Origin of the sequence: Acidovorax sp. Root275, assembly GCF_001428965.1 — a bacterium.
Taxonomy (GTDB): domain Bacteria; phylum Pseudomonadota; class Gammaproteobacteria; order Burkholderiales; family Burkholderiaceae_C; genus Acidovorax; species Acidovorax radicis.
Window position 1 is genome coordinate 521846 of sequence record NZ_LMJH01000008.1, and the last position, 23444, is coordinate 545289.

Genomic DNA, 23444 nt, shown 5'->3' on the forward strand with positions numbered 1-23444 from the left:
CTTTGCGCTAAGGTCCATGCCATGAATCTGTCTTTTCTACGCTTGGGCTGGCGCACGCTGGCCCGTGACCTGCGCGCGGGCGAGTTGCGGCTGCTGATCGTGGCCGTGACGCTGGCAGTGGCTGCACTCACCTCGGTCGGCTTTTTTGCCGACCGCTTGCAGGGTGGCCTGCAGCGCGATGCATTGCAGCTGCTGGGTGGTGACGCCGTGGTGGCCAGCGACAACCCCACGCCCCCCGTGTTTGTCGAGCGTGCCAAGGCCCTGGGCCTGCAGACAGTGACCACCGTGGGCTTCCCGACGATGGGCCGTGCGAGTGACGCCCAGGGCGGCGCCAGCAAGCTGGTGGCGCTCAAAAGCGTGCCGCCGGGCTACCCGTTGCGCGGCAGCCTGAAGGTGGCAGACGCACCCGGTGCGCTCGACCAGCCCACCCGTGACATCCCGGCGCGGGGCGAAGTGTGGGTGGATGCCCCCCTGCTCGAATCGTTGAACCTGGCCATGGGCGACATGCTGCTGCTGGGCGATTCGCAGCTGCGCATTGCACGCATCATCGTCATCGAGCCCGACCGGGGCGCCGGTTTCATGAGCTTTGCCCCGCGTGTGATGGTCAACGATGCCGACCTGCCCGCCACGGGCCTGGTCCAGCCCGCCAGCCGCCTGACCTACCGCTTTGCCGTCATCGGATCGGTCCCCGCCGTCAAGGCGTTCAGCGAATGGGCCGTTGCCGAATCCAAGAAACCGGAGGTGCACGGCGTGCGCGTGGAGTCGCTTGAAAGCGGCCGCCCCGAAATGCGCCAGACGCTGGACCGTGCGCAGAAATTCCTGAGCCTGGTGGCCCTGCTGGCCGCGCTGCTGTCGGCGGTGGCCGTGGCCCTGGCCGCGCGCGGCTTTGCGGCCGAGCACCTGGATGCCTCGGCCATGCTGCGGGTGCTGGGCCAAAGCCAGCGCACCATCGCGGGCGCCTACACCGCCGAATTTGCGATGGTGGGCCTGTTCGCCAGCTCCCTGGGGGTGGCGCTGGGCTATCTGGTGCACTACGCCTTTGTGCTGCTGCTGGCAGGTTTGGTCGAGTCGGCCCTGCCGCCGCCCAGCCTGTGGCCCGTGGCGTTTGGGCTGGGCATGGGGCTCACGCTGCTGTTTGCCTTTGGCCTGCCGCCCGTGCTCCAGCTGGCCCAGGTACCGCCGCTGCGCGTCATCCGGCGCGACGTGGGCGGGCTCAAGCCCGCATCGCTGGCGGTGCTGGGCATCGGCATTGCCGGGTTTGCGGCCCTGCTGCTCACGGTCAGCAGCGACATCACGCTGGGGCTGATCGCCGTGGGCGGTTTTGCCGGCGCGGTGGCCCTGTTTGCGGGGCTGTCGTGGGTGGCGGTGAAGCTGCTGCGCAAGAGCGTGAACGAGGCCACCGCCCCGCGCTGGCTGGTGCTGGCCACCCGGCAGATTTCTGCGCGCCCGGCCTATGCCGTGGTGCAGGTGAGCAGCCTGGCTGTGGGCTTGCTGGCACTGGTGCTGCTGGTGCTGCTGCGCACCGACCTGGTGGACAGCTGGCGCAAGGCCACCCCGCCCGATGCGCCCAACCGCTTTGTGATCAACGTGATGCCCGACCAGGCCGACGCCTTCCAGCAGGCCCTGCAGGCCGGGGGGGTGGCGAAGTACGACTGGTACCCCATGATCCGTGGCCGCCTGCTGGCCGTGAACGGCAAGCCCGTGGGCCCCGACAACTACACCGACGACCGCGCCAAGCGCCTGGTGGACCGCGAATTCAACCTCTCCAATGCCGTGGAGGCGCCGTCCCACAACCAGGTGGTTGCCGGTGCATGGACGCCGGGCGAAGAAGGCGCCATCAGCGTCGAAGAGGGCATTGCAGAAACCCTGGGCCTGAAAATGAGCGACCGCCTGTTGTTCGACATGGGCGGCGTGCAGAACGAGGCGCGCATCACCAGCCTGCGCAAGGTGGACTGGGGCTCCATGCGGGCCAACTTTTTCGTGATGTACCCCGTGGCCACCGTCAAGGACGTGCCCGTGACCTACCTGGCCGCCTACCGCGCGCCCGAGACCAATGGCTTTGACAACGGGCTGGTGCGCCAGTTTCCCAACATCACCAACGTGGACATGGGCGCCACCATTGCCCAGGTGCAGCGCGTGCTGGAGCAGGTGATCCGCGCGGTGGAGTTCCTGTTTGCCTTTACCCTGGCCGCTGGTTTGGTGGTGCTGTTTGCCGCTGTGACGGCCACGCGCGAAGAGCGCGCCCGCGAATACGCCATCATGCGCGCCGTGGGCGCCCGCGCCAGCCTGCTGCGGCAGGTGCAGCGCGCCGAGCTGATGGGCGTGGGCCTGCTGGCGGGTTTCCTGGCCAGCGCCGTGGCGGTGGGTGTGGGCTGGGCGCTGGCGCGCTTCGTTTTTGACTTCACCTGGACGGCCGCCCCGTGGGTGCCCCTGGCGGGCGCCGTGGCTGGGGCGGTGCTGGCGCTGGCCGCCGGCTGGTGGGGCCTGCGCGAGGTGTTGCTGCGCCCGGTGGTGGACACGCTGCGCCGTGCTGCAGAGTAGTTTGCTATTATTTTTATAGCTCATGGCGCTTTTATATCAAGCGCCAGAGCCTTTTTTGATTCATATTTTGCGGCGCGCACGGGCCGCTCCACCCGGGTAGTCTCACGCTGGCTTGGCAAATGGCGTGCGGATGTCCGACAGAAACTGCTGCGCGCGCGGGTGCTGGGGCCGGGTAAAAAAGTCGGCGGGTACCGCGCGCTCCAACACACGGCCTTCGTCCATGAAAAGCACGCGGTCGGCCACCTCACGGGCAAAGCCCATTTCGTGCGTGACGCAGACCATGGTCATGCCGTCCCGCGCCAGGTCGCGCATGACCACCAGCACCTCGCCCACCATCTCGGGGTCCAGCGCGCTGGTGGGCTCGTCGAACAGCATGAGCGGCGGCTCCATGGCCAGGGCGCGCGCAATGGCCACGCGCTGTTGCTGGCCGCCCGACAGCTCATTGGCCCAGGCATTGGCCTTGTGCGCCAGGCCCACGCGGTCGAGCAGCGCCAGCGCCCGCTGTTCGGCCTGCGCTTGCGACAGGCCGCGCAGCTGAATGGGCGCAAGCGTGCAGTTGTCCAGCACCGAAAGATGGGGAAACAGGTTGAACTGCTGGAACACAAAGCCGATGCGCGAGCGCAGCGTGTTCACGTTAACGCCGGGCCCGTAGATGTTGTGCCCGTCGATCAGGATGCGCCCGCCCTGGATGGGCTCGAGCCGGTTGAGCGTGCGGATCAGCGTGGACTTGCCCGAGCCCGACGGCCCGCAGACCACGACCACCTCGCCCTGCGCGATGGTCTCGGTCACATCCACCAGGGCGTGATAGCTGCCGTACCACTTGTTGACTTCGTGCAGTTCGATCATCTTGTAAGGGGCTTGGGAGTGGAAGAGGGGGCCGATGCGGAGCGCCGCGCCAGCCAGCGTTCCAGCCCATAGGCCAGGCGCGAGAGGCCGAAGCACAGCACGAAGTAGGTGAAGCCCAGGATGCCGAACACTTCCGCCGGCCGGGTGAAGACCTGGGTGTTGATCTGGGTGGCGATGAAGGACACTTCGGTCAGGCCGATGATGTAGCCCAGCGAGGTCTCCTTGATGGTGGAGACGAACTGATTGACCAGCGAGGGCAGCATGCTGCGCAGCGCCTGCGGCAGCACCACCCGGCGCATGGCGCGCGGGTAGCTCAAGCCCAGCGCGCGCGCGCACTCCAGCTGCCCGCACGGCACGCCCAGGATGCCCGCGCGAACGATCTCGGCCAGGTAGGCGGCGTTGAAGATCACGAGCGCAAGCAGCATGGTGGTGAACTGGCCGGTCTTCACGCCCGTCACGCTGGGCAAAAAGAAGTAGGCCCAGAAGATCACCATCAGGAGCGGTGTGCCGCGCACCACATACACGACGGCTGTCACCGGCCAGCGCACAGCACGCCACGGGCTCACGCGCGCCAGGCCAAACAGCACGCCCAGCGGCAGTGCGAGCAGCAGGGCGCCAGCGGCCAGCACCAGAGTGAGTGCCAGGCCACCCAGCGGGCCATTGGGGTACTGGCCGACCAGGAAGTAAAGCCAGTAGGTGTCGATGAGTTCAAGCATCTAGATCGTCCGCACGGGATAGCGGTGGTGGTACCAGCTGGCCAAGGCCGTGATGAGCAGCGACACCGTAAGGTAGGCGGCGCTGGCGAAGGCAAAGGCCTCGATGCTGCGGAACGTCGCGCTCTCCACCTTGGCGGCCTGGTACATCAGCTCGGCCACGCCGATCACGGTGGCGATCGAGGTGTTCTTCCAGAGGTTGAGGGCCTGCGAGATCAGTGGCGGCACGGTTACGCGCAGCGCCTGCGGCAGCACCACGCGGCGCATGGTGGCCAGAAAGCCGAAGCCCAGGGCGCGGCCAGCCTCCATCTGCACTGTAGGGATGGACCGGATGCCGCTGCGGATGTCCTCGGCCATGAAGGCGGCGGTGTAGAGCGAAAGCGCAACAACGGCGGCCGCGGCCTCGGCATGGCCGCTGTCGTAGAGCCACTGCCTGGCCGCTTCGGGCAGCAGCTCGGGCGCGCCGAAGTACCAGAACAGCATGTGCGCCAGCAGCGGCACATTGCGAATGCCTTCGACAAACACAAAGCCCGCCCAGCGCAAGGGCGCCACGGGCGCCAGGCGCAGCAGGGCGACCACCAGGGCGAGGGGCAGGGCCAGCACCAGCGATGCGGCCAGCAACTGCAGCGACAGCATCAGGCCACCCATCAGCATCAGGTGGTACTTGCCGCTCAGCAGCAGGGAATAGTCAAGCAAAGGCATGCATGCCAGCCATTCAGAAAAACGGCACGCAGGGTGCGTGCGCGGCGGCATGCCACACCGGTACCGGGAGAATGTCTGGGAAAAGGCGTGTGGCATGCGCCAACGGCATGTGCGACGCCTTCATCCCACTCCCTTGCGGTCGCGCCGCCGTGGGTTCATCCATCAACCGTCGATCTTGTCCGAATCGAACTTGAAGGGGCGGTTGGTGAACTTGATCTTGGTCTGTGGGCCGTACCACTTGAAGAAGATCTTTTCGGCTTCGCCCGACTTTTCCAGTTCGCGCAGCGTCTCGTCCACCACCGACTTCACGGCGGTCTCGCCCTTCTTGATACCCAGGGCCAGGGGCTCCACGCTCAGGTTGGTGGGCAAGATGGCGTAGTCCTTGTTGCGCTCGCCCAGTTTGGCGAAGTCATCGATCAGCGAAGACTCGTCGTTCACGTAGCCCACGCCCTTGCCCTGCTGCAGCGCCAAAAAGGCCTGCTGGGTCGTCTCGAACGTCACCACGTCCACCGTGGGCACCGCCTTGCGCACATTGGGTTCCTGCGTGCCGCCCTTCACCGTGACCACGCGCTTGCCGGCCAGGTCCGCCACGTCCTTGATGCCGCTGGCCTTCTTCACCAGCACCTTCTGGCCCGTGACAAAGGTGGTCAGCGAGAAGTCGATCTGCGCCTCGCGCTCCTTGTTGTGGGTGAGCGAAGCGGCCAGGATGTCCACGTGGCCCTGCTGCAGCTCGGGAATGCGCGCGGCCACCGCCAATTGCTTGAACACGGGCTTGACGCCGATCTTCTTGGCGATGGCCTTTCCCAGGTCCACGTCGTAGCCGATCAGTTCGCGCGTCTTGGGGTCGATGAAGCTGTTGGGCTCATCGGTGCCCAGCACGCCGACGACCAGTTCTCCCTTCTTCTTGATGTCGGCCAGTTGGTCGGCGTGGGCGGCTCCTGCAACGGCGAATGCTGCTGCGACCAGGGAAGCAATGAAACGGATGCGCATCGATTTTTCTCCAGACAGTGATGAGGATGGGCCAGGGCTGCCATGCGGACAGAGCCCTGAGCCCTCAAGCTTCGAAGGCTACCGATCCAACGGTCAGATATGAACATCGGTTTTTTTATAATCAAACTCAACAAACGAGCTTGCATTCGCGACGCCCTTCGAACCCATGGATGACACCCCCCACACTGCGGCACCGGCCACCACACCTTTTGAATGGATCGGTGGTGAAGACCGCGTGCACGCCCTCACCGAACGCTTCTACGACCTGATGGATCTGGAGCCCGGCTACGCCGAACTGCGTGCAGCCCACGGCAGCGACCTGGTGCAGGCGCGGCAAAAACTCTTCTGGTTCTTGTGCGGCTGGCTGGGTGGACCCGACCACTACCAAAGCCGGTTCGGCCACCCGCGCCTGCGCATGCGGCACATGCCGTTTTCCATCGGCATCAAGGAGCGCGACCAGTGGGTGGCCTGCATGGACCAGGCCATGGGCGAGACAGGCGTGCCCGATGCTCTGCGCGCCCGCTTGAAGGAAAGCTTCATGGGGACGGCCGACTGGATGAGGAACAAGGGCACCCCCTGAGCGGCTGCGCCGCTTCCCTCGCAGCCTGTGGATGGGCCGGGTGTGCGTCCATAGCATCGATTGCTATGTTTTTGATAGCTTATAGCGCTTTACGGGTAGGCGCTGCAGGCGGTTTTGACGCTTAAATCCCTACCCGCTGAAATGTATGGCCCCTTTGGGAAAGGCGCGCTACTAAGATGCGCCCATCATCCGTTCATTCAATTCACAACAAGGAGGGTGGGACATGTCAGCTACTGCTTGGATCGTTCTGGGCCTGGTCGCCGTGCTGGTGGTGTGGGCCGTCACTGTGTACAACCGGCTGGTGCAGCTGCGCAACCGCATCGCCAATGCGTTCGGCCAGATCGACGTGCAGCTCAAGCGCCGCCATGACCTGGTGCCCAACCTGGTCGAAGTCGCCAAGGGCTACCTCAGCCACGAGGCCGCCACGCTCGAAGCCGTCATCAAGGCCCGCGGCCAGGCCCAGGGCGCTGCCGCCGCCGTGCGGGCAGAGCCTGGCAGCGCCAACGCCATGGGCGCGCTCGCAGCCGCCGAGGGCGTGCTGGGCAGCAGCCTGGGCCGCCTGATGGTGGTGGCCGAGGCCTATCCCGAACTCAAGGCCGACGCCACCATGCAGTCGTTGTCCGAAGAGCTGACCAGCACCGAAAACCGCCTGGGCTTCGCGCGCCAGGCGTACAACGACCAGGCGCTGGAATTCAACGACGCGGCGGCGCAGTTTCCTGACCTGGTCGTGGCGCGCCTGCTGGGCTTTCCCACCGTGCCCATGCTCGAATCCACGCGCAGCGAAGAAGAGCGCACCGCGCCGCAGGTGCGGTTCTCGTAAGCCATATCGATGGGCCTCTGAGTCGCTGGCGGCGCTGTTCCCTTCCGGGGAAGCACGCGGCGGCACGGCCCATCCCAATCCACGGATGCACCGGCAGGGCTGCGGCCAGTTCTGCCCGCAGTGGATATCTCACCAACGGGAGAGGGTGCCATGAAGTTCTGGGACCATCAGGACAGCGCGCGCAGCGAGACGCGGCGCCTGTTGCTGGGCTTTGCCCTTGCCGTGGCCGTGCTGGTCGTCGCAGTGCATGCGGCCCTGGCGCTGGCCTGGCTGCTGATGGCCGCCGTGCTGCCCGGGCAGCTGCCGTTTCCGCAGGGATTCCTGGCTGCCAATGTGGGCGTGTCGCTCCTGCTGGTGCTGGGCGGCTGGTGGGTGGAGACCTCCAACCTGCGCGCAGGCGGCGTCAAGCTGGCCCGGCGGGTGGGCGCGCGCGAGCTGCGGCCCTCGCTCTCGCATGCCGAGCAGCGCCTGTCCAACATCGTCGACGAGCTGTGCATCGCGGCCCACATGCCCCGGCCCGAGATCATGGTGATGCCGCGCGCCGACGCCATCAACGCCTTTGCGGCGGGCTGGGACGAGAGCGACGCGGTGATCGCTGTGACGCAGGGCGCGCTCGACTACCTGAACCGCGAGGAAATGCAGGGCATGGTCGCCCACGAGCTCTCGCACCTGCACGAAGGCGATACGCGCCTGAAGATGCAGCTGGCGGGCATGGTGTTCGGGCTGGAGTTGGTCTACAACTTCGGCGACACGCTGCGCGAGCGCCGTGGCCTGTCGTGGTGGTTCGGCTCGGCCATCATGCTGGCCGGCCTTGCGGGCTGGTTGACCGGCCGCATGCTCAAGGCCGCGGTGTCGCGCCAGCGCGAGTACCTGGCCGACGCCCGCGCCGTGCAATGGACGCGCAGCCGCGACGGCCTGGGCGGCGTGCTGCGCAAGGTCATGGCCCAGCGCCGCGACCTGCCGCGCGGCTACGAAGAGCACAGCCATAAGGGCCTGAACCACCCCTCGGTGCAGCACATGCTGCTGGTGGACCTGGGCGGCGGTGGCCGCATGGAGCGCTGGCTCGACTCGCACCCCACGCTCGATGAGCGCGTGCAGCGCCTCTATGGCCGCAAAATGCAGCCGATCAAGGTCACACCGGTGGCCGCAGCCCCCGAGCCTGCCTGGCGCCCAGAGAGTGCAGGGCAGCCCGCCGGCGCGACGTTGGCGTCGCTGGTGGATCCGTTCGCACGGTATCTTTGATCCCCCCTGTGTCGCCTTCGGCGCCTTCCCCCCAGGGGAACGCACCCGGCGGCTTGGCCGAGCCAGTCCACGGGTGCACTGATAGTGGGCCGCGCCGGTGAGTGTCTGCGTTCTCGGTGGCATAGTGGTGGGCCTTTCAATGCCGAGATCTTTTATGTCCCGTGACACGCGTTTTCAGGAACAAGCCCAGGCCCTGGGCTACAGCTTCGATGGCGAGATCAAGATCGGTGGCAACTACGTGCCGCTGGTGCGCGACGGTCACCACATCTACCTGAGCGGCCAGATCCCGCGCGTCGGCGATACCGTGGTGGTCACGGGCGCGGCCGGTGCCGGTGCGTCGCTGGTCGATGCGCAGAAGGCTGCCAAGGTCTGCGCGATGCGTGCACTGGCTTTGCTGCAGCGCGCACTCGGCTCACTCGATGCAGTGCAGGCCATCCTGCGCATCACCGTGTACGTGCAGTCGGCGCCCACATTCACGCAGCAAAGCGAAGTGGCCGATGGCGCATCGGACCTGCTGTTTGCCGTGTTGGGCTCGGCGGGCGCCCACACGCGCACCTCGGTGGGCGTGCTGCAGCTGCCCAAAAATGCGACGGTCGAGGTGGATTTGATTGCCACCGTGGCATCCAAGGCCGCCTGAAAGTCGCGCGCGGGCCGCCGCAGAAACCGCAGGAGAGTCCCATGACCATGACGGAACCCGTTCACCAGGGAAGTTGCCTGTGCGGCGGCGTGCGGTACGAGACCACGGCGCCCCTGCAGGCGGCCTCGCATTGCCATTGTTCGATGTGCCGCAAGGCGCATGGCGCGGCCTTTGGCAGCTATGCCAGCGTGCGGCGCGAACACCACCGGTTTGTGCAGGGCCAGGCACTGGTCCGTACCTACCAGTCTTCGGCCCAGGTCACGCGCACGTTCTGCTCGGTGTGTGGGTCGCCGCTGCTGTGGCACAGCGAGGGCTCCCACGCCGATTGGGTGGCCGTGCCGCTGGGTACGCTGGATACCGCCTTCGATACGCCGCCCCGAAAACACATCTACGTGGACTCCAAGGCACCCTGGGTGGTGATCTGCGATGGTTTCCCGCAAGAGCCACAGGGCTAAGGGGCCATGCCAGTCCGAGACCTTCTCGATCAGGACATCCCGCAGGTGCATGCCTTGCTGGTTGCGCATGGCTGGTCGCACCGGCTAGGCACCCTGTCGCAGTTCGAGGCGCTGGTGGCTGCGTCGCAGTGCAACCTGGTGGCGCTGCACGGGGACGAGGTGGTGGGCTATGCGCGCGCCATTACCGACGGGCTCAGCAATGGCTACCTGTCCATGCTGGTCGTGGCCACTGCGTTTCGGGGCCAGGGGCTGGGACGCGCGCTGGTGCAACAAACGTTGGCCAAAGCGCCCGCAGCGACCTGGGTGCTGCGCGCTGGCCGTCCAGGTGCGTCCGAATTCTTTGCGAGAATGGGTTTTGCTCCGTCGGCCATTGCCATGGAGCGCACACGCTCCACCTGACACGCTTGAACGCCATGAACCACCCCCGTTTCAACGTCTTCGGCCGCATCGTCGAGGTGCGGCGTGAGGGCGCGCTGTGGCAGGCCTACCGCGTGGGGTCCGATGGCAAGCGAACTCCTTCGGGTTTCGTGATTCCCGACTTCGTGGAAGAGCACGAACTGGCGCAGTTTCTGGAAGACCTGTTTCACGAAAGCGCTTCCCCGCACAACGGCGACGTGCACCGCATCGTCTGACGGGGCGGTCAGGCGTGGGCTTTTGCACCACGTCACACCGCTGTCAAACCCCGGCCAGACACTCGGACCCTTGTTCCAACAAGGGCCTTGTTCATGTCTGAACGCACTCGCAGCCGACTTCTTTCCCTTTCGTCCTTCCATGGCGGGCGCCGCACCGCCACGCTGAGCGTGCTGGCCCTGGCCGCGTCGCTGTCCGCGTGCGGCGGCGGTGATGGCGGCAGCGTCAACAACAACGCTGGCGCCACCGCCACGCTGGCCGTGCTGGAGACCACCGACCTGCACTTCAACGTGCGCAGCTACGACTACTTCAAGCTGGCCGAGGACAAGAGCTACGGCTTCGAGCGCACTGCCACGCTGGTGCGTGCGGCGCGCAAGGAGTTTGCCAACACCCTGCTGGTGGACAACGGCGACACCATCCAGGGCACGGCGCTGGCCGACTACGAAGCCACCATCAACCCCATCCCTTGCACGCAGCAGCTGTCCATGTACAAGGCCATGGGCGCGCTGGGCTTTGACGCCGGCACGCTGGGCAACCACGAGTTCAACTACGGCCTGCCGTTCCTGAACCAGGTGCTGGGCGGCGGGCTGGATGTCGACGGCGTGGACGCGAGCAAGAAGTGCGCGGGTGCGGGGTTCCCCATGGTGCTGGCCAATGTGACCAGCAACAAGACGAAGAAGCCGCTGGTGCAGCCCTACACGCTGCTGGAGCGCACGCTGACGGCGAAGGGCGCGGACGGCAAAGAGGTGAAGCTGCCCATCAAGATCGGTGTGATCGGCTTCACCACGCCCGGCATCATGAACTGGGACAAGCGCTATCTGGAAGGCAAGGTCACCACCGAAGGCGCGGTAGAGGCCGCCACCAAATACGTGCCCGAGCTGCGTGCCAAGGGCGCGGACATCGTGGTGGCGCTGCTGCACGGCGGGCTCGATGGCGCGGCCTACTCGGCCACCATGGAGAACCCGGGCCTGCACCTGTCGAAGGTGGCGGGCATTGACGCGATGGTGATGGGGCACCAGCACGGCGTGTTCCCTGACACGGCGGCCACGCCGGGCTTCAACCTGCCGGGCGTGGACCACAAGGCTGGCACCGTGAATGGCGTGCCCGCAGTCATGGCCAGCTCCTGGGGCAAGTCGCTGGGCGTGGTGCAGCTGGCACTGCAGTGGGACGGTGCCAAGTGGGCGGTCAACAAGTCGGCCAGCAAATCTGAGCTGCGCAACACACAGAGCAAGAACCCTGCGGGCACGACGGTGACCGTGGATGCCGACCCCGCCATTGCCCCGCTGATCGAGACGCAGCACCAGGCCGCCATCCAGTACGTGAAGACGCCCATCGGCCAGACCGACTTCCGCATGAGCACGCTGTTTGCCGACGTGGGCGACCCGGGCGCGATCCAGATCGTGAACCAGGCGCAGCAGGCTTATGTGGCGGCCTACATCAAGGCCAGTCTGCCGCAGTACGCGCAGCTGCCCGTGCTGTCGGTGAGCGCACCGTTCAAGAGCGGCTTTCAGGGCGGCGCCGACTACACCGACGTGGCCGTGGGCCCGCTGGCCATCAACAACGCGGCCGACCTGTACCTGTACCCCAACACCGTCTACGCGGTGAAGGTCAACGGTGGCGACATCAAGAACTGGCTCGAAGCCGCCGCCAAGCGCTTCAACCAGATCGACCCGGCCAAGACCACCGAACAGCAGCTCATCAGCACGTTCCCGGGCTACAACTTCGACATGTTCACCACGGCCGACGTGTCGTACGAGATCGACGTCACGCAGTCCGTGGGCAGCCGCATCAAGAACCTGACCTACCTGGGCAAGCCCATCGATGTGGCGCAGGAGTTTGTGATTGCCACCAACAACTACCGCGCCACCAGCGGCAAGAGCTTCATCGACAAGCTGGACGGCTCGGGCACCATCTGGGCCTCGCCCGATGCGAACCGCGACGTGGTCATCGACTACATCCGCAAGAACCCGGCGGTGACCCGTGCGGCCAACGGCGCGGCCAAGAGCTGGCGTTTTGCCAAGGCCAGCGTGGCGGGGCCGGTGGTGTTCAGCTCGGGCGCCAATGCGCTGGCCGTGGCGCAGGCCGCAGGCCTGGCGAATGTGTCGCTGCTGGCGGCCGATGACGGGTCGGGCAAGGGCACGTCGAAGTACGCCGTGGACCTGTCCAAGTAGGCAGTGCCTGCAGAGAGCATCGCAGCCCCAGGCAGGAAGGCGATGCTTCTCTTTTGATAGCTGTTAGCGCTTGATGGACGGGCGCTGGCGGCTATATTTTTACGTATGCCTGTGCAAGACGGGCTGCAGCAACACCACCAGTGCGCCCGCGCCGCCATCCATGGGCCGGGCCTGCACAAAGGCCAGCACCTCGCTTTTTTGCACCAGCCAGCGCTGCACGCGGCCCTTGAGCACGGGGCTCTTGCCGGGCGAGCCCAGGCCCTTGCCGTGCACCACGCGCACGCAGCGCAGCCCCGCCTTGTGGGCCTGACGGATGAAGTCGCCCAGCGCCTCGCGCGCCTCGTCCACGCGCAGGCCGTGCAGGTCGAGCTGGCGCTGGATGCTCCAGTGGCCCGAGCGCAGGCGGCGTGTCACCTCCACGCCGATACCGGGGCGGCGAAAGCTGAGCTGGTCGTCGGTGTCGAGCAGGGTGCTCACGTCGAAGTCGTCACTGATCGATTCGAGCAGCACCCGCTCTTCGTCCAGCCAGTGCTGCACGGGCAGCGGCGGCGGCAGGTGCTTGCGCAGCCGCGCCACGTTGGGGTTGCGCAGCGGGGTGACGGTGCCCACGCTGCGGCTGAAGAGGTGGCGCTCGGCCTCGGCCCGGGCGGCGGCCTCGCGTCGGGCTTTTTCCTCGGCTTGGCGGCGTTCCTGGTCCTCGCGCAGGCGGCGGGCCACGGTGGCCAGGTCCTGCAGCTGGGTGATGCGTTCACCCGCCCGGCGCGGGGTGGGTGGTGCGCGGCGCCGGGGTGGTGTCGCGATTTCACCGGCGGCGGGTGCTGGGGGGGCGTGGCGCAGGGGGCGCATGGCAGCTTTGGCTGCGGCTTTTTTCTCGGCCAAACCAGCGCGCCGGGCTGTCCGGGAGATTGCGGGGGAGGGCGCAGCGGGAGCGGGTGTTGGCTCTGTTGCCGCAGTGCTGTTTACCCCAGCCGTGCGGGCAGCGCGTGCCAGCGCGGCGTGCAATGCCGTGGGCGGGTGGGCTGGCGCAGGCGCAGGCGCAGGGGCAGTCACACCAGTCCCTTTTCGGCCATCGACAGCGCCTGGCCCGGCGCCACGATCACATGGTCGAGCACGCGCACGTCCACCAGGGCCAGCGTGGTCTTCAGGGTTTGCGTCAGGGCTTCATCGGCACGGCTCGGTTCCACGCTGCCGCTGGGGTGGTTGTGGGCCAGCACCACGGCGGCCGCCTGGTGGTGCAGGGCGCGCAGCACCACCTCGCGCGGGTACACGCTGGTCTGCGTGAGCGTGCCGCGAAACAGCTCCTCCATGGCCAGCAGGCGGTTTTGCGCATCGAGGAACAGCACCGCAAACACCTCGTGCCCCTTGGCGGCCAGGTACAGCTGCAGGTAGTGCTTGACGGCGTCGGGCGAGTCGAACACCTCGCGTTCACGCAGCTGCTGGGCCAGGGCGCGGCGCGCGAGTTCGAGCACGGCCACCAGCTCGGCGCGTTTGGCGGGGCCCAGGCCCTTGATGCGTTCCAGGTCGGCCGCGCTGGTGTGCAGCAGCCCGGCAATGCCGCCAAAGCCACCTGTGATGCAGCCGGTGGTGGCGTCGATGCCGGGCGGGTCCAGCAGCTCCTGCGCCATCTGCAGCACGCCCTTGCCCACAATGCCGGTGCGCAGCAGGATGGCCAGCAGCTCGGCATCGGCCAGGGCGGCGGGGCCGCGTGCCAGCAGTTTTTCGCGGGGCTGGGCGTCGGCGGGCAGGTCTTTGAGGGGCATGGCGCAGGGTCTTTGACACCCGTCAGGGGCCGACGGGCGTAGGGCTTTGCCCGGTTTTCTACAATTGGGGCAGTTTAGAGCGTGTTTTGCACTTTTACGTACCCACGTTGGGTCCAAAGGTCAGTGATCGCAAGGCGCGGACTGCCGCCAAGGCCGGGGCCTTGGCAAGGGCTGCAACGCCGCGAGTGCTGGCCTTTGGGCCCAACCCTCTGGGAAAGCCGGGAAAAGGCCCGGCCACGTTGTTGCAAACCGCTTGCGGTATGGATACCGCGGCGCGTTTTGCGCCTAGTGGCAGGGCCTTTTCCCGGCTTTCGTGGGCACGTAAAAGTGCAAAACACGCTCTTTTGGACTTTCATGACCTCTATCGACGCTTCCCTTCCCACGGTGCAACCCGGCTCCTTCCTCACGCTGCACTACCGCCTGGCTGGCCCTGCGGGGGATGTGATCAACACTTTTACCGACAAACCCGCCACCCTGTCGCTGGGCACGGGCGAGCTGTCGCCCGCCATGGAGCAGCGCCTGTTGGGCCTGGCCGAAGGCACGCGCACCACGTTCGAGCTGCCTGCGGGCGAGGCTTTTGGCGAGCGCAATGCCGACATGCAGCAGTGGGTGGCGCGCAAGCTGATGAACGAGCTGGGCGATCCCGACGAAAAGTACAACGTGGGCGATGTGGTGCAGTTCCCTACGCCAGATGGGCAGGGCAGCTATGCCGGTGCCGTGATGCAGGTGCGCGACGACGGCGCGGTGCTGTTTGACTTCAACCACCCACTGGCGGGCCAGCCGGTGACGTTCGAAGTCGAACTGATCGGGATCCTGTGATGCAGGCCCCACAAGAAATCCTGCTGGCCGAGCCGCGCGGGTTTTGCGCGGGTGTGGACCGCGCCATCGAGATCGTGGAGCGTGCCATCCAGAAGTTTGGCGCCCCCATCTATGTGCGCCACGAGATCGTGCACAACACCTACGTGGTGAACGACCTCAAGGCCAAGGGCGCGATTTTTATCGAAGAGCTGTCGGACGTGCCACCTGGAGCCACACTGGTCTTCAGCGCCCATGGCGTGAGCAAGGCCGTGCAGCAAGAGGCCGTGGCGCGCGGCTTCAGCATTTTTGACGCCACCTGCCCGCTGGTGACCAAGGTGCACGTCGAAGTGGCCAAGCTCGCCAAGGAGGGCTACGAATTCATCATGATCGGGCACAAGGGCCACCCCGAGGTGGAAGGCACCATGGGCCAGCTGGACCATGGCATCCACTTGGTGGAAGACGTGGCCGATGTGGCCCGTGTGCAGCCCGCGCAGACGGTAAAACTCGCGGTGGTCACGCAAACTACATTGAGTGTGGACGACGCCGCCGAGATTTCTGCCGCCGTGCGTGCACGATTCCCCAGCGTGCGCGAGCCCAAGCAGCAGGACATCTGCTACGCCACCCAGAACCGGCAGGACGCCGTGAAGGTGCTGAGCCCGCAGGTGGACGTGGTGATCGTGGTGGGCAGCCCCACCAGTTCCAACAGCAACCGCCTGCGCGAGCTGGCCGCCAAGCTGGGCACCACCGCCTACATGGTGGACAGTGCTGACGAGCTGCGCGGCGAGTGGTTTGACGGCACGGCCCGCGTGGGCCTCACCGCCGGTGCCTCGGCCCCGGAAATCCTGGTGCAGCAGGTCATCGACCGCATCAAGGCGCTGGGCGCGGTGTCGGTGCGCACCATGGCCGGCATCGAGGAAACCATCAAGTTCCCACTGCCCAAGGGGCTCAAGATCGACGCAACCACGGGCCTGGCTATCACCGAACGCACGCCAGAGACGGGGCCTGCGGGGCATTGAGCAACGTGGTGCAGGTAGGGTGCTTCTAAATTGATAGCTATTGGCGCTTGATGGATAAGCGCTGGGGCTCAATTTTTATCGAATTCTCACCGCACGGACACCGGCCGATCGCTACAGCGACACCGCCGGCCCGCTCCACAGATCCAGCGGCGGGTCGGCGGCCACCGCACGCAGGATGTCGGTGCGCGAGATAAAGCCCGACAGCACCCCCGCTTCGTCGGTCACCGGCAGGCCGGGCAGGCCGGTGTCCAGCAACACAGCGGCCACGCGGCGCAGTTCGGTGTCGGGCGCCACGGTGGGCACGGGGCTCACCATCACTTCGGACACGGGACGGCGCGCCAGGTCGATGGCCTGCTTGACGGCGCCTGGCTCGGGCAGCAGGTCCAGCGGCGCCATGTCGGCCCGCAGCAGCAGCCCGATCACGCGGCCCAGCGTATCCACCACGGGGGCCTGCGCCACCTTGTGCTCGGCCAGGGTCTGCCAGGCGTCGTTCACGCGGGCCTCCGGCTGCACACTGAGGGCACCGGTGGTCATCACGTCGCTGACCTTGGTGAGCGGCTGGCGGGCCACCTGGGGGCCTTGTCCGGTCTGGGCGTAGGCGCTCACGGCGTCCTGCATGCGCAGGTTGACGACCGCGGGGGCTGTGGCGGCGTCCGACGTTGCAGGGTGAGGCGGTGTGGGGAAGGCTGGCACGGGTTCACCGGGCACATCCAGCGCCCGGGTGTGCAGCGCCTGGGGCCGCTGCACGCGCCGCACCGGCGAGATCTGCGACAGGTTTTCCGGGCCTCCCCGGTACATCTGCCCCGATGGTCCGAACACAAAGAACATGTTTTCCTCCTCCAACGGGTACGCCTTGCAGGCCCGCGAAGGGTGTTCGCGTGCGGTACTGCCCTACCCATGTTATCGGCAGTTGTGCGGCGCGCATGCAATGGAGGTTGTGTCCGCATGTTGCGGGCAACCCCTACACTGCCTCCCTTTGCCCCATCGGAGCCCCTTGCATGATCGACCGCGCCGCTATTGCCGCCGCCCGCCGCCACATTTCCGCCGCCCAGCCCGATTTTCTGCGCACCACACCGCTGATGCGCGTGCCGGGCCGATCCCTGGGCGTGGACTGCGGCGAGGTCTGGCTCAAGCTGGAGCACCTGCAGGTGGGCGGCAGCTTCAAGGCGCGCGGCATGTTGTACCGCCTGCTGGCCAACCCGGTGCCCGAGAGTGGCGTGATCATCGCCTCCGGCGGCAACGCCGGCATTGCCGTGGCCGCCGCCGCCAAGGCCCTGGGCGTGCGCTGCGAGGTGTTTGTGCCTGAAGTGTCGCCCGAAGCCAAACGGGCGCGCTTGCGTGCCCTGGGGGCCGAGGTGGTCGTCACAGGCGCAGCCTATTCCGAAGCCTTTGAAGCCTGCGTCGCCCGCCAGAAGGCCACAGGCGCGCTGCAGGCCCACGCCTACGACCAGCCCGAAGTGGTGGCGGGCGCGGGCACCCTGGCGCTGGAGATGGAAGAGCAGGGCGGCCACCTGCCCGACACGGTGTTGGTCAGTGTGGGCGGTGGTGGCCTCATCGGCGGCGTGGCCGCGTGGGTGGAGAGCCGCGCCCATGTGGTCGCGTTGGAACCCGAACGCGCGCCTACCCTGCATGCGGCGCGCGCTGCGGGTCAGCCAGTGGATGTGGAAGTGGGTGGCGTGGCCGCCGATTCCCTGGGCGCCCGCCGCATCGGCGCCATCGGCTGGGAGGTGAGCCAGCGCCACGTGCACGATGCGCTGCTGCTGCCCGACGACGCCATCCGTGCCGCCCAGCTGTGGCTGTGGAAGGAGCTGAAACTGGCCGTGGAGCCCGCTGCCGCCCTGGGCCTGGCCGCATTGCAAACCGGCGCATACAAGCCCCAACCGCAGGAAACGGTGGCGTTCATTCTTTGCGGCGCCAACTTTGACCCTGTCAGCCTCGCCTGAGCCGAGACCGACCGCCCCTTTAAAATCGACACTATGCTTGACATCCTTCTCCTCCGCAAAGACCTCGACACCGCCATCGCGCGGCTGGAAACCCGCAAAAAGCCCCAGGCCTTCCTGGACGTCCCGGCGTTCCAGTCCCTGGAGTCCGAGCGCAAGACCCTGCAGACCCGCACTGAAGAGCTGCAGGCCCAGCGCACCCAGCTGTCCAAGCAAGTCGGCATGCTGATGAGCCGCGGCGACAAGGATGGTGCCGAAGCCGTCAAGGCCCAGGTGGCCGCGGGCAAGGTGGAGCTGGAGCAATCCGCCGCCCGCCTGGAACAAGTGCAGGCCGAACTGCTGGCCATGCTGGTCGCGGTGCCCAACCTGCCGCACGAATCCGTGCCGGTGGGCAGCGACGAAGCCGGCAACGTGGAAGTACGCCGCTGGGGCACGCCCGGCACCTTCGATTTCGAAGTGAAGGACCACGTGGACGTGGGCACACCGCTCGGCCTGGACTTCGACATGGGCGTCAAGCTTTCAGGCTCGCGCTTTACCGTGATGAAGGGCACCATCGCCCGCCTGCACCGTGCGCTCGCCCAGTTCATGCTGGACGTGCAGACCCAGGAGCATGGCTACACCGAGTGCTACGTGCCCTACGCCGTGAACGCCGACTCGCTCAAGGGCACGGGCCAGCTGCCCAAGTTCGAAGGCGATTTGTTCGCGGCCAAGAAGGGCGGCCAGGACGGCGAGCCCGTGCCCGACAACGCGGCGCTGTATCTCATCCCCACCAGCGAAGTACCGCTGACCAACTTTGTGCGCGACGTGGTGGTGGCCGAATCCGAGCTGCCCATCAAGCTGACTGCCCACACGCCGTGCTTTCGGTCCGAGGCCGGCAGCTATGGCCGCGACACGCGCGGCATGATCCGCCAGCACCAGTTCGACAAGGTCGAGATGGTGCAGATCGCGCACCCCGAAAAGAGCTACGAAGCGCTGGAAGAAATGACCCGCCACGCCGAGGCGGTGCTGCAAAAGCTGGGCTTGCCCTACCGCGTGATGAGCCTGTGCACGGGCGACATGGGTTTTGGCGCGGCCAAGACCTATGACTTGGAAGTGTGGCTGCCCGCGCAGAACACCTACCGCGAGATCAGCTCGGTGAGCAACTGCGAGGCCTTCCAGGCCCGCCGCCTGCAGGCCCGCTTCAAGAACGCGCAAGGCAAGAACGAGTTGGTGCACACCCTCAACGGCTCGGGCCTGGCCGTGGGCCGCACGCTGGTGGCGGTGCTGGAAAACTACCAGCGCGCCGACGGCTCTGTAGAGGTGCCTGAGGTGCTGCGCCCCTACATGGGCGGTGTGGCAGTGCTCCAGCCCTGAGAGGCTGAGAGTCTTTTATCCACGCCCGCCTTGCACGCCAAAAAGCCCCGGCTCGTCGTTGCAAATGCTCGCCATAGCCCGGGCTATGGCTGTGCTTTACGCCTAGATCCGAGGCGTTTTCGCGCGCCTTTCGGGCTTGGCTAAAAAACTCTCAGCCTCTGAGTTCTGCACGCTCCCCGCTGGCGAGATGCCAGCCACGACGGGCCCTTGTGGCCCGTTTTCTTTTGGAGTGTGTCTAGGCTAGTGGGTGGCCAGCCCGGGTGGTGCCGAAAAGTCCACCTGTGCCTGCGCCAGGCGCTGCATGGCGGGGATCAGCGCCCGTGCGTCGCCACGCCGCCACTGGAACGTGTACTGCAGCGGCGCAAGCGGGTTGCGCCCGCCCACGGCACGCAAGCCCAGCGGGCGCACCCATCCCGAGGGCAGAAACCCCACGCCCACCCCTGCGCGCAGCATGCCCGCCACGGCCCCCAAGCTGTTGCACAGGATGTGCTCGCGGACGGTGACCCCTTGTGCAAGCAACCAGTCGTCCAGTAGCCGCGTGGTGCCCGCGCCTGGCGGCAGCGTGACCAGTGGATGCTGCTGCAGCAGCGCTTTGGCGCCCAGGCGGCCAGCCCCCGGCAGGCTGGGTGACACGGCCCAGGCGAAATGTGCGGCACCCACGGGCTGCGACAGCAGCGTGCTGCGCGACGCGCGTCCTGCGATCACGGCAAAGTCCAGTTCACCGTCGTCCAGGCGACGCCCCAGAACTTCGCCCACATCCACACAGGGCTCCAGCGCCAGACCCGGGTGGGTGCGCCGCGCCATGGCCACAAAGGCAGGAAGCCAGGTGAGTGCGGAAAGGTCTCCCGTGCCAAAACGGCAGCGGCCCGTGAGTTCCCTGCCAGCCTCCAGTGCGTGGCCTAGCGCCGCCATGGCGTTGAGCACCCCCAGTGCGGCCGGCAGCAGGCGTTCACCCGCCTCGGTGAGCACGGCGCGGTGCCCGCTGCGGTCAAACAGCGGCTGGCCCAGGGTGGATTCCAGCTCGGTGATGCGTTTGGACAGGGACGACACCGACAGGTGCACGCGCTCGGCCGCCGTCACGAAATTGGCGCAGTTGGCCGCCCACCAGAAGGCTTCAAGCTGTTTGAATGATGGATGGGGCATGGGCGAAATTAGTGGTGAAAAGCGAATGAAATCATTCTAAATATTCCGCTTTCATTCACCGAACTGAAAATCTACAGTGGCGCTGCTTCCTGAACGCAATGAAACCCGCACCATGACCATCCACCCTGTTTCCGCACCCGCCGCCACACCGCGCCCGCCTGCCGTCTTGCGACGCATGTTGTCGCTGCACGACTTCGAAGAGGCCGCACGGCAGCGCCTGCCCCGGCCGATCTTCGGCTACATCGCTGGTGCGGCCGAGGACGGCGCCTCGCTGCGTGACAACCGGGCCGTGTTTGAGGACTTCGCCTTCGTAACGCGGGTGCTGCGCGACGTATCGCAGCGTTCCCAAACCGTGGAGCTGTTTGGCGAGCACTACAGCAGTCCCTTCGGCATCGCCCCCATGGGCATCAACGCGCTGTCCACCTACCGGGGCGATCTTGTGCTGGCGCGTGCGGCCCGTCGCGCGGGCATTGTTTCGGTGATGAGTGGCACCTCGCTGATACCGATGGAAGACGTGGCACGTGACAGCCCGGGCACCTGGTTCCAGGCCTACCTGCCTGGCGACCAGGCGCGCATCGACGCACTCATTGACCGTGTGGGGCGTGCAGGTTTCCGCACCCTCGTTGTCACGGTGGACATCCCGATCTCGGCGAACCGGGAGAACAACATCCGCACGGGCTTTTCCACACCCTTGCGCCCCAGCCTGCGCCTGGCATGGGACGGCCTGGTGCGGCCACGCTGGGTGGCGAGCACCTTTGTGCGCACATTGCTGCGCCACGGCATGCCGCATTTCGAGAACTCTTTTGCTGCGCGCGGCGCCCCCATTGTCTCTTCCACCGTGCTGCGCGACTTTTCGGCGCGTGACCATCTGAACTGGCGCCACATCGAGGCCATTCGCCGCCGTTGGAAGGGGCCCTTGGTCGTGAAGGGTCTGCTCAGCGTGGAGGACGTGTTGCAGGCACAGCGTGCCGGGGCGGATGGCGTGGTGTTGTCCAACCACGGAGGGCGCCAGCTCGACGGGGCCGTATCGCCGATGCGCGTGTTGGAAGAGGTGGTTGCCGCTGTAGGCGCTGGCTACCCGGTGCTTGTGGATGGAGGCTTTCGGCGCGGCTCCGACGTGCTCAAGGCCGTTGCGCTGGGCGCGCGTTTGGTTCTGGTGGGACGTCCGTTCAACTATGCAGCCGCCGTCGCCGGGGAGGCGGGGGTGCACCACGCAATCACGTTGCTGCGCGACGAGGTCGATCGCAACCTTGCCATGCTCGGTGCCACGGGTTGCAGCGAACTGGGGCCCCAGCACATCGTGCGCCAGCGGGGTTGAGAGGCAGATTTCAATGGACGGCACGGAAGTGCACCCTTATCCGTCCAAGGCGTCCAAAGAAAAAGCCCTGCGCTATTGATTAGATAGCATCAGGGCTTTGTCAGTGGCGGAGAGGGTGGGATTCGAACCCACGGTAGTGTTGCCACTACGCCTGATTTCGAGTCAGGTACATTCGACCACTCTGCCACCTCTCCTGTGTGTCGAAGCCTGCGATTATAGCAAGGTTTTCCGGGGCACCAGCGCCTCTTCCCGTCTCCCACTCCAAACGCGGTCACCTGTCGTGTGGCTGGCGTGCGCTCCGTCTGGCGGGGCTCCTGCCTGTAATTGCCTGTAATCGCTTTGCTTTTGGGGCCTGCCTACAGTCGCATCACTGCTTCAAAAAACGCAGTACCAAGCAACCCGGCGACAGGACATCAGGTAGGAGTCCCCATGGATATCAAGCTGCGATTTGTGAACCAATCCCGCGACGGCAATAAGTCGGAGGTGGTGATGTATCAGAAGAACCAGCTCACCAGCATGGCTTCGCTTGCAATGGCCTGGAAGGTGATCCGGTTCTGCGGACGTGACTGTTACCACCCCTTTGTTTTCCCAGCGGGTTTCGAAGTGGGCGTTGCCGATGAGTACGGCAATTTTTCACCCCGCATGGCCGCAGAAAACGGCCAGATGCTCAGGCTGGAATCCACCGCATCGGGTACCCGGCGCCTGCGGCGTGCGGGGCCGGCCAGTGCCTCCAATGAACTCGATGTGCTCAACGACCTGGGCCAGGGCGCGGTCAATGTCTGCGTATTCAGGGATGGCCGGATGGTGGGCATGAAGACTTCCGTCACGCCGGGCCAGAAGGCGGTTTTCCAGTACCAGCCGGTGCTGTGGATTGGCGTGGCCTCCCAGGTTGCGCAGGGCGTGGCGATCAGCTCTGCCGTCATGAGCAATGCCAACTCCGAGCTGTCGCTGTTGGGCATCGCCAGTGCGGACATCGTGATGTCGGGCGGTGGGCCTGGCGAGGGCTCCACGCCCTACGAATTCAATCTCGAGAACATCGTCCAGATCTGACCGAACAGGCAGAACAGGACACACAGAGTTCGCCTTCAGGGCCGCAGGGTCCGGGGGCAAACGGGCAACGCATGGCGTGTTGCCACCACTTTCACCAACAGGAGAAACTCATGGGCGTTCAACTCAATTTCATCAATAACTCCAACGACACGAACAACTCGGAGGTCGTGATATTCCAGAAGAATGTCGCCACCAATTTCGACGAACTGTCGGTGGCCTGGCAGGTCATCAAGTACTGTGGCCAGGGCGACAACCATCCGTTCACGTTTCCCATGGGCATGCAGGTGGGGGCCAGTGACAGCTACGGCAACTACACGCCGCAGCTGGATGCCCAAAATGGCCAGCTGTTCCAAATGGCTTTGACGACCTCTGGCGACAGGCTCGTGTCTGCAGGCAGTGGCACCAGTTCCAAGGAAGTGCAAGTGCTCAACGCCTTGCCCAAAGGGGCCATCAATGCCAGCTGCTACAAGGATGGCAAGCTCCTGGCCATCAAGACCTCGATTGCACCCCAGCAAAAGGCGGTGTTCGAGTTCAAGCCCACCATCTGGATTGGTGTGGCTTCGCAGATCGTGCAGGGCCAGGTGATGAACTCGGCCATCATTTCCAATATCAACACCGAGCTGTCGCTCCTGGGCATTGCCAGCGCAGACATCGTGATGACCGGTGGCGGCCCAGGCGCCAACTCCACGCCGTTCGCGTTCAACCTCGAAAACATTGTGATGTGCTGAAGCAGCGCGTC

At 66.0% G+C, this 23444-nt stretch carries 24 protein-coding genes and 1 tRNA gene; 16 read left to right on the forward strand and 9 right to left on the reverse strand.

Annotation, left to right across the window (positions count from 1 at the left end):
- Positions 1-21 precede the first annotated feature (21 nt).
- Positions 22-2541: an FtsX-like permease family protein gene (locus ASE52_RS12495; RefSeq protein WP_057226496.1), complete on the forward strand. Its 2520-nt coding sequence runs from the start codon at positions 22-24 to the stop codon at positions 2539-2541.
- A 102-nt stretch (positions 2542-2643) separates the two neighbouring features.
- On the opposite strand, the gene ASE52_RS12500 is transcribed toward ASE52_RS12495, so the two are convergent.
- From ASE52_RS12500 to ASE52_RS12515, 4 genes are all read right to left on the reverse strand, one after another.
- Positions 2644-3387, reverse strand: coding sequence for an amino acid ABC transporter ATP-binding protein (locus ASE52_RS12500; protein WP_057226498.1), 744 nt, complete (start codon positions 3385-3387; stop codon positions 2644-2646).
- Complete coding sequence (locus tag ASE52_RS12505; RefSeq protein WP_057226500.1) at positions 3384-4103, reverse strand: amino acid ABC transporter permease; 720 nt, start codon at positions 4101-4103, stop codon at positions 3384-3386. The genes ASE52_RS12500 and ASE52_RS12505 overlap by 4 nt, the downstream gene beginning before the upstream one ends.
- The gene (locus ASE52_RS12510; RefSeq protein WP_057227211.1) at positions 4104-4802 is read right to left on the reverse strand and encodes an amino acid ABC transporter permease; all 699 of its coding nucleotides are present in this window, start codon (positions 4800-4802) and stop codon (positions 4104-4106) included.
- Positions 4803-4964: 162 nt separating this feature from the next.
- Entirely contained in the window at positions 4965-5792 is an 828-nt protein-coding gene (locus ASE52_RS12515; protein ID WP_057226502.1) for an ABC transporter substrate-binding protein, read from the reverse strand.
- Between the two features lie 166 nt (positions 5793-5958).
- Here ASE52_RS12515 and ASE52_RS12520 point away from each other — a divergent pair, with 166 nt between their 5' ends.
- The 8 genes from ASE52_RS12520 to ASE52_RS12555 all read left to right on the forward strand — a co-directional run bounded on the left by ASE52_RS12520 (position 5959) and on the right by ASE52_RS12555 (position 12327).
- Positions 5959-6372 carry a group II truncated hemoglobin gene (locus ASE52_RS12520; protein ID WP_057226503.1) on the forward strand — a complete coding sequence of 138 codons (414 nt, stop codon included), beginning with the start codon at positions 5959-5961 and terminating at the stop codon, positions 6370-6372.
- Positions 6373-6595: 223 nt separating this feature from the next.
- A complete protein-coding gene (locus ASE52_RS12525) occupies positions 6596-7192 on the forward strand; it encodes a LemA family protein (protein ID WP_057226505.1) in 597 nt (198 codons plus the stop codon).
- A gap of 150 nt (positions 7193-7342) precedes the next feature.
- On the forward strand, positions 7343-8434 hold the full coding sequence (locus ASE52_RS12530; protein WP_057226507.1) for a M48 family metalloprotease: 1092 nt from the start codon (positions 7343-7345) through the stop codon (positions 8432-8434).
- A 154-nt stretch (positions 8435-8588) separates the two neighbouring features.
- Positions 8589-9071, forward strand: coding sequence for a RidA family protein (locus ASE52_RS12535; RefSeq protein WP_057226509.1), 483 nt, complete (start codon positions 8589-8591; stop codon positions 9069-9071).
- Between the two features lie 41 nt (positions 9072-9112).
- Positions 9113-9526 (forward strand): GFA family protein, encoded by a 414-nt coding sequence (locus tag ASE52_RS12540; RefSeq protein ID WP_082606855.1) that lies wholly within the window; start codon positions 9113-9115, stop codon positions 9524-9526.
- A 6-nt stretch (positions 9527-9532) separates the two neighbouring features.
- A complete protein-coding gene (locus ASE52_RS12545; RefSeq protein ID WP_057226513.1) occupies positions 9533-9925 on the forward strand; it encodes a GNAT family N-acetyltransferase in 393 nt (130 codons plus the stop codon).
- Between the two features lie 14 nt (positions 9926-9939).
- Positions 9940-10158 carry a hypothetical protein gene (locus ASE52_RS12550; RefSeq protein ID WP_010463317.1) on the forward strand — a complete coding sequence of 73 codons (219 nt, stop codon included), beginning with the start codon at positions 9940-9942 and terminating at the stop codon, positions 10156-10158.
- Positions 10159-10251: 93 nt separating this feature from the next.
- The gene (locus ASE52_RS12555; RefSeq protein ID WP_057227213.1) at positions 10252-12327 is read left to right on the forward strand and encodes a bifunctional 2',3'-cyclic-nucleotide 2'-phosphodiesterase/3'-nucleotidase; all 2076 of its coding nucleotides are present in this window, start codon (positions 10252-10254) and stop codon (positions 12325-12327) included.
- Between the two features lie 99 nt (positions 12328-12426).
- On the opposite strand, the gene ASE52_RS12560 is transcribed toward ASE52_RS12555, so the two are convergent.
- Positions 12427-13173 carry a Smr/MutS family protein gene (locus ASE52_RS12560; protein ID WP_241776989.1) on the reverse strand — a complete coding sequence of 249 codons (747 nt, stop codon included), beginning with the start codon at positions 13171-13173 and terminating at the stop codon, positions 12427-12429.
- Positions 13174-13373: 200 nt separating this feature from the next.
- Positions 13374-14087, reverse strand: a complete 714-nt coding sequence (gene radC, locus ASE52_RS12565; RefSeq protein ID WP_057226515.1) for a DNA repair protein RadC — start codon at positions 14085-14087, stop codon at positions 13374-13376.
- Between the two features lie 354 nt (positions 14088-14441).
- Here radC and ASE52_RS12570 point away from each other — a divergent pair, with 354 nt between their 5' ends.
- Positions 14442-14906 carry an FKBP-type peptidyl-prolyl cis-trans isomerase gene (locus ASE52_RS12570; RefSeq protein ID WP_010463325.1) on the forward strand — a complete coding sequence of 155 codons (465 nt, stop codon included), beginning with the start codon at positions 14442-14444 and terminating at the stop codon, positions 14904-14906.
- Positions 14906-15901, forward strand: a complete 996-nt coding sequence (gene ispH / locus ASE52_RS12575; RefSeq protein ID WP_057226517.1) for a 4-hydroxy-3-methylbut-2-enyl diphosphate reductase — start codon at positions 14906-14908, stop codon at positions 15899-15901. The genes ASE52_RS12570 and ispH overlap by 1 nt, the downstream gene beginning before the upstream one ends.
- A gap of 111 nt (positions 15902-16012) precedes the next feature.
- Here the strand turns inward: ispH and ASE52_RS12580 are convergent, their stop codons facing one another.
- Positions 16013-16729: a CBS domain-containing protein gene (locus tag ASE52_RS12580; protein WP_029414034.1), complete on the reverse strand. Its 717-nt coding sequence runs from the start codon at positions 16727-16729 to the stop codon at positions 16013-16015.
- Positions 16730-16899: 170 nt separating this feature from the next.
- Between ASE52_RS12580 and ASE52_RS12585 the strand changes: the two genes are divergently transcribed.
- Complete coding sequence (locus tag ASE52_RS12585; protein ID WP_057226519.1) at positions 16900-17844, forward strand: threonine/serine dehydratase; 945 nt, start codon at positions 16900-16902, stop codon at positions 17842-17844.
- A 33-nt stretch (positions 17845-17877) separates the two neighbouring features.
- Positions 17878-19194, forward strand: coding sequence for a serine--tRNA ligase (gene serS / locus ASE52_RS12590; RefSeq protein WP_057226521.1), 1317 nt, complete (start codon positions 17878-17880; stop codon positions 19192-19194).
- 240 nt (positions 19195-19434) lie between these two features.
- Here the strand turns inward: serS and ASE52_RS12595 are convergent, their stop codons facing one another.
- Positions 19435-20337 (reverse strand): LysR family transcriptional regulator, encoded by a 903-nt coding sequence (locus ASE52_RS12595; protein WP_057226523.1) that lies wholly within the window; start codon positions 20335-20337, stop codon positions 19435-19437.
- Positions 20338-20449: 112 nt separating this feature from the next.
- Here ASE52_RS12595 and ASE52_RS12600 point away from each other — a divergent pair, with 112 nt between their 5' ends.
- Positions 20450-21655, forward strand: coding sequence for an alpha-hydroxy acid oxidase (locus tag ASE52_RS12600; protein ID WP_057227218.1), 1206 nt, complete (start codon positions 20450-20452; stop codon positions 21653-21655).
- A gap of 104 nt (positions 21656-21759) precedes the next feature.
- Here ASE52_RS12600 and ASE52_RS12605 read toward each other — a convergent pair.
- Positions 21760-21849 (reverse strand) — tRNA-Ser (locus tag ASE52_RS12605).
- A gap of 235 nt (positions 21850-22084) precedes the next feature.
- On the opposite strand from ASE52_RS12605, the gene ASE52_RS12610 reads away from it, so the two are divergent.
- The gene (locus tag ASE52_RS12610; RefSeq protein WP_010463336.1) at positions 22085-22705 is read left to right on the forward strand and encodes a hypothetical protein; all 621 of its coding nucleotides are present in this window, start codon (positions 22085-22087) and stop codon (positions 22703-22705) included.
- Between the two features lie 110 nt (positions 22706-22815).
- Positions 22816-23433, forward strand: a complete 618-nt coding sequence (locus ASE52_RS12615) for a hypothetical protein (RefSeq protein WP_010463337.1) — start codon at positions 22816-22818, stop codon at positions 23431-23433.
- Positions 23434-23444: the final 11 nt, after the last annotated feature.

Coding starts and splice junctions, on each gene's coding strand:
- ASE52_RS12585 (WP_057226519.1), top strand. CDS start 16,900: ATGATCGACCGCGCCGCTATTGCCGCCGCCCGCCGCCACATTTCCGCC.
- ASE52_RS12500 (WP_057226498.1), bottom strand. CDS start 3,387: ATGATCGAACTGCACGAAGTCAACAAGTGGTACGGCAGCTATCACGCC.
- ASE52_RS12505 (WP_057226500.1), bottom strand. CDS start 4,103: ATGCTTGAACTCATCGACACCTACTGGCTTTACTTCCTGGTCGGCCAG.
- ASE52_RS12515 (WP_057226502.1), bottom strand. CDS start 5,792: ATGCGCATCCGTTTCATTGCTTCCCTGGTCGCAGCAGCATTCGCCGTT.
- ASE52_RS12550 (WP_010463317.1), top strand. CDS start 9,940: ATGAACCACCCCCGTTTCAACGTCTTCGGCCGCATCGTCGAGGTGCGG.
- ASE52_RS12615 (WP_010463337.1), top strand. CDS start 22,816: ATGGGCGTTCAACTCAATTTCATCAATAACTCCAACGACACGAACAAC.
- ASE52_RS12495 (WP_057226496.1), top strand. CDS start 22: ATGAATCTGTCTTTTCTACGCTTGGGCTGGCGCACGCTGGCCCGTGAC.
- ASE52_RS12595 (WP_057226523.1), bottom strand. CDS start 20,337: ATGCCCCATCCATCATTCAAACAGCTTGAAGCCTTCTGGTGGGCGGCC.
- ASE52_RS12540 (WP_082606855.1), top strand. CDS start 9,113: ATGACCATGACGGAACCCGTTCACCAGGGAAGTTGCCTGTGCGGCGGC.
- ASE52_RS12520 (WP_057226503.1), top strand. CDS start 5,959: ATGGATGACACCCCCCACACTGCGGCACCGGCCACCACACCTTTTGAA.
- ASE52_RS12580 (WP_029414034.1), bottom strand. CDS start 16,729: ATGTTCTTTGTGTTCGGACCATCGGGGCAGATGTACCGGGGAGGCCCG.
- ASE52_RS12535 (WP_057226509.1), top strand. CDS start 8,589: ATGTCCCGTGACACGCGTTTTCAGGAACAAGCCCAGGCCCTGGGCTAC.
- ASE52_RS12570 (WP_010463325.1), top strand. CDS start 14,442: ATGACCTCTATCGACGCTTCCCTTCCCACGGTGCAACCCGGCTCCTTC.
- ASE52_RS12545 (WP_057226513.1), top strand. CDS start 9,533: ATGCCAGTCCGAGACCTTCTCGATCAGGACATCCCGCAGGTGCATGCC.
- ASE52_RS12530 (WP_057226507.1), top strand. CDS start 7,343: ATGAAGTTCTGGGACCATCAGGACAGCGCGCGCAGCGAGACGCGGCGC.
- ASE52_RS12600 (WP_057227218.1), top strand. CDS start 20,450: ATGACCATCCACCCTGTTTCCGCACCCGCCGCCACACCGCGCCCGCCT.
- radC (WP_057226515.1), bottom strand. CDS start 14,087: ATGCCCCTCAAAGACCTGCCCGCCGACGCCCAGCCCCGCGAAAAACTG.
- ASE52_RS12510 (WP_057227211.1), bottom strand. CDS start 4,802: ATGCCTTTGCTTGACTATTCCCTGCTGCTGAGCGGCAAGTACCACCTG.
- serS (WP_057226521.1), top strand. CDS start 17,878: ATGCTTGACATCCTTCTCCTCCGCAAAGACCTCGACACCGCCATCGCG.
- ASE52_RS12555 (WP_057227213.1), top strand. CDS start 10,252: ATGTCTGAACGCACTCGCAGCCGACTTCTTTCCCTTTCGTCCTTCCAT.
- ASE52_RS12610 (WP_010463336.1), top strand. CDS start 22,085: ATGGATATCAAGCTGCGATTTGTGAACCAATCCCGCGACGGCAATAAG.
- ASE52_RS12560 (WP_241776989.1), bottom strand. CDS start 13,173: ATGCGCCCCCTGCGCCACGCCCCCCCAGCACCCGCCGCCGGTGAAATC.
- ASE52_RS12525 (WP_057226505.1), top strand. CDS start 6,596: ATGTCAGCTACTGCTTGGATCGTTCTGGGCCTGGTCGCCGTGCTGGTG.
- ispH (WP_057226517.1), top strand. CDS start 14,906: ATGCAGGCCCCACAAGAAATCCTGCTGGCCGAGCCGCGCGGGTTTTGC.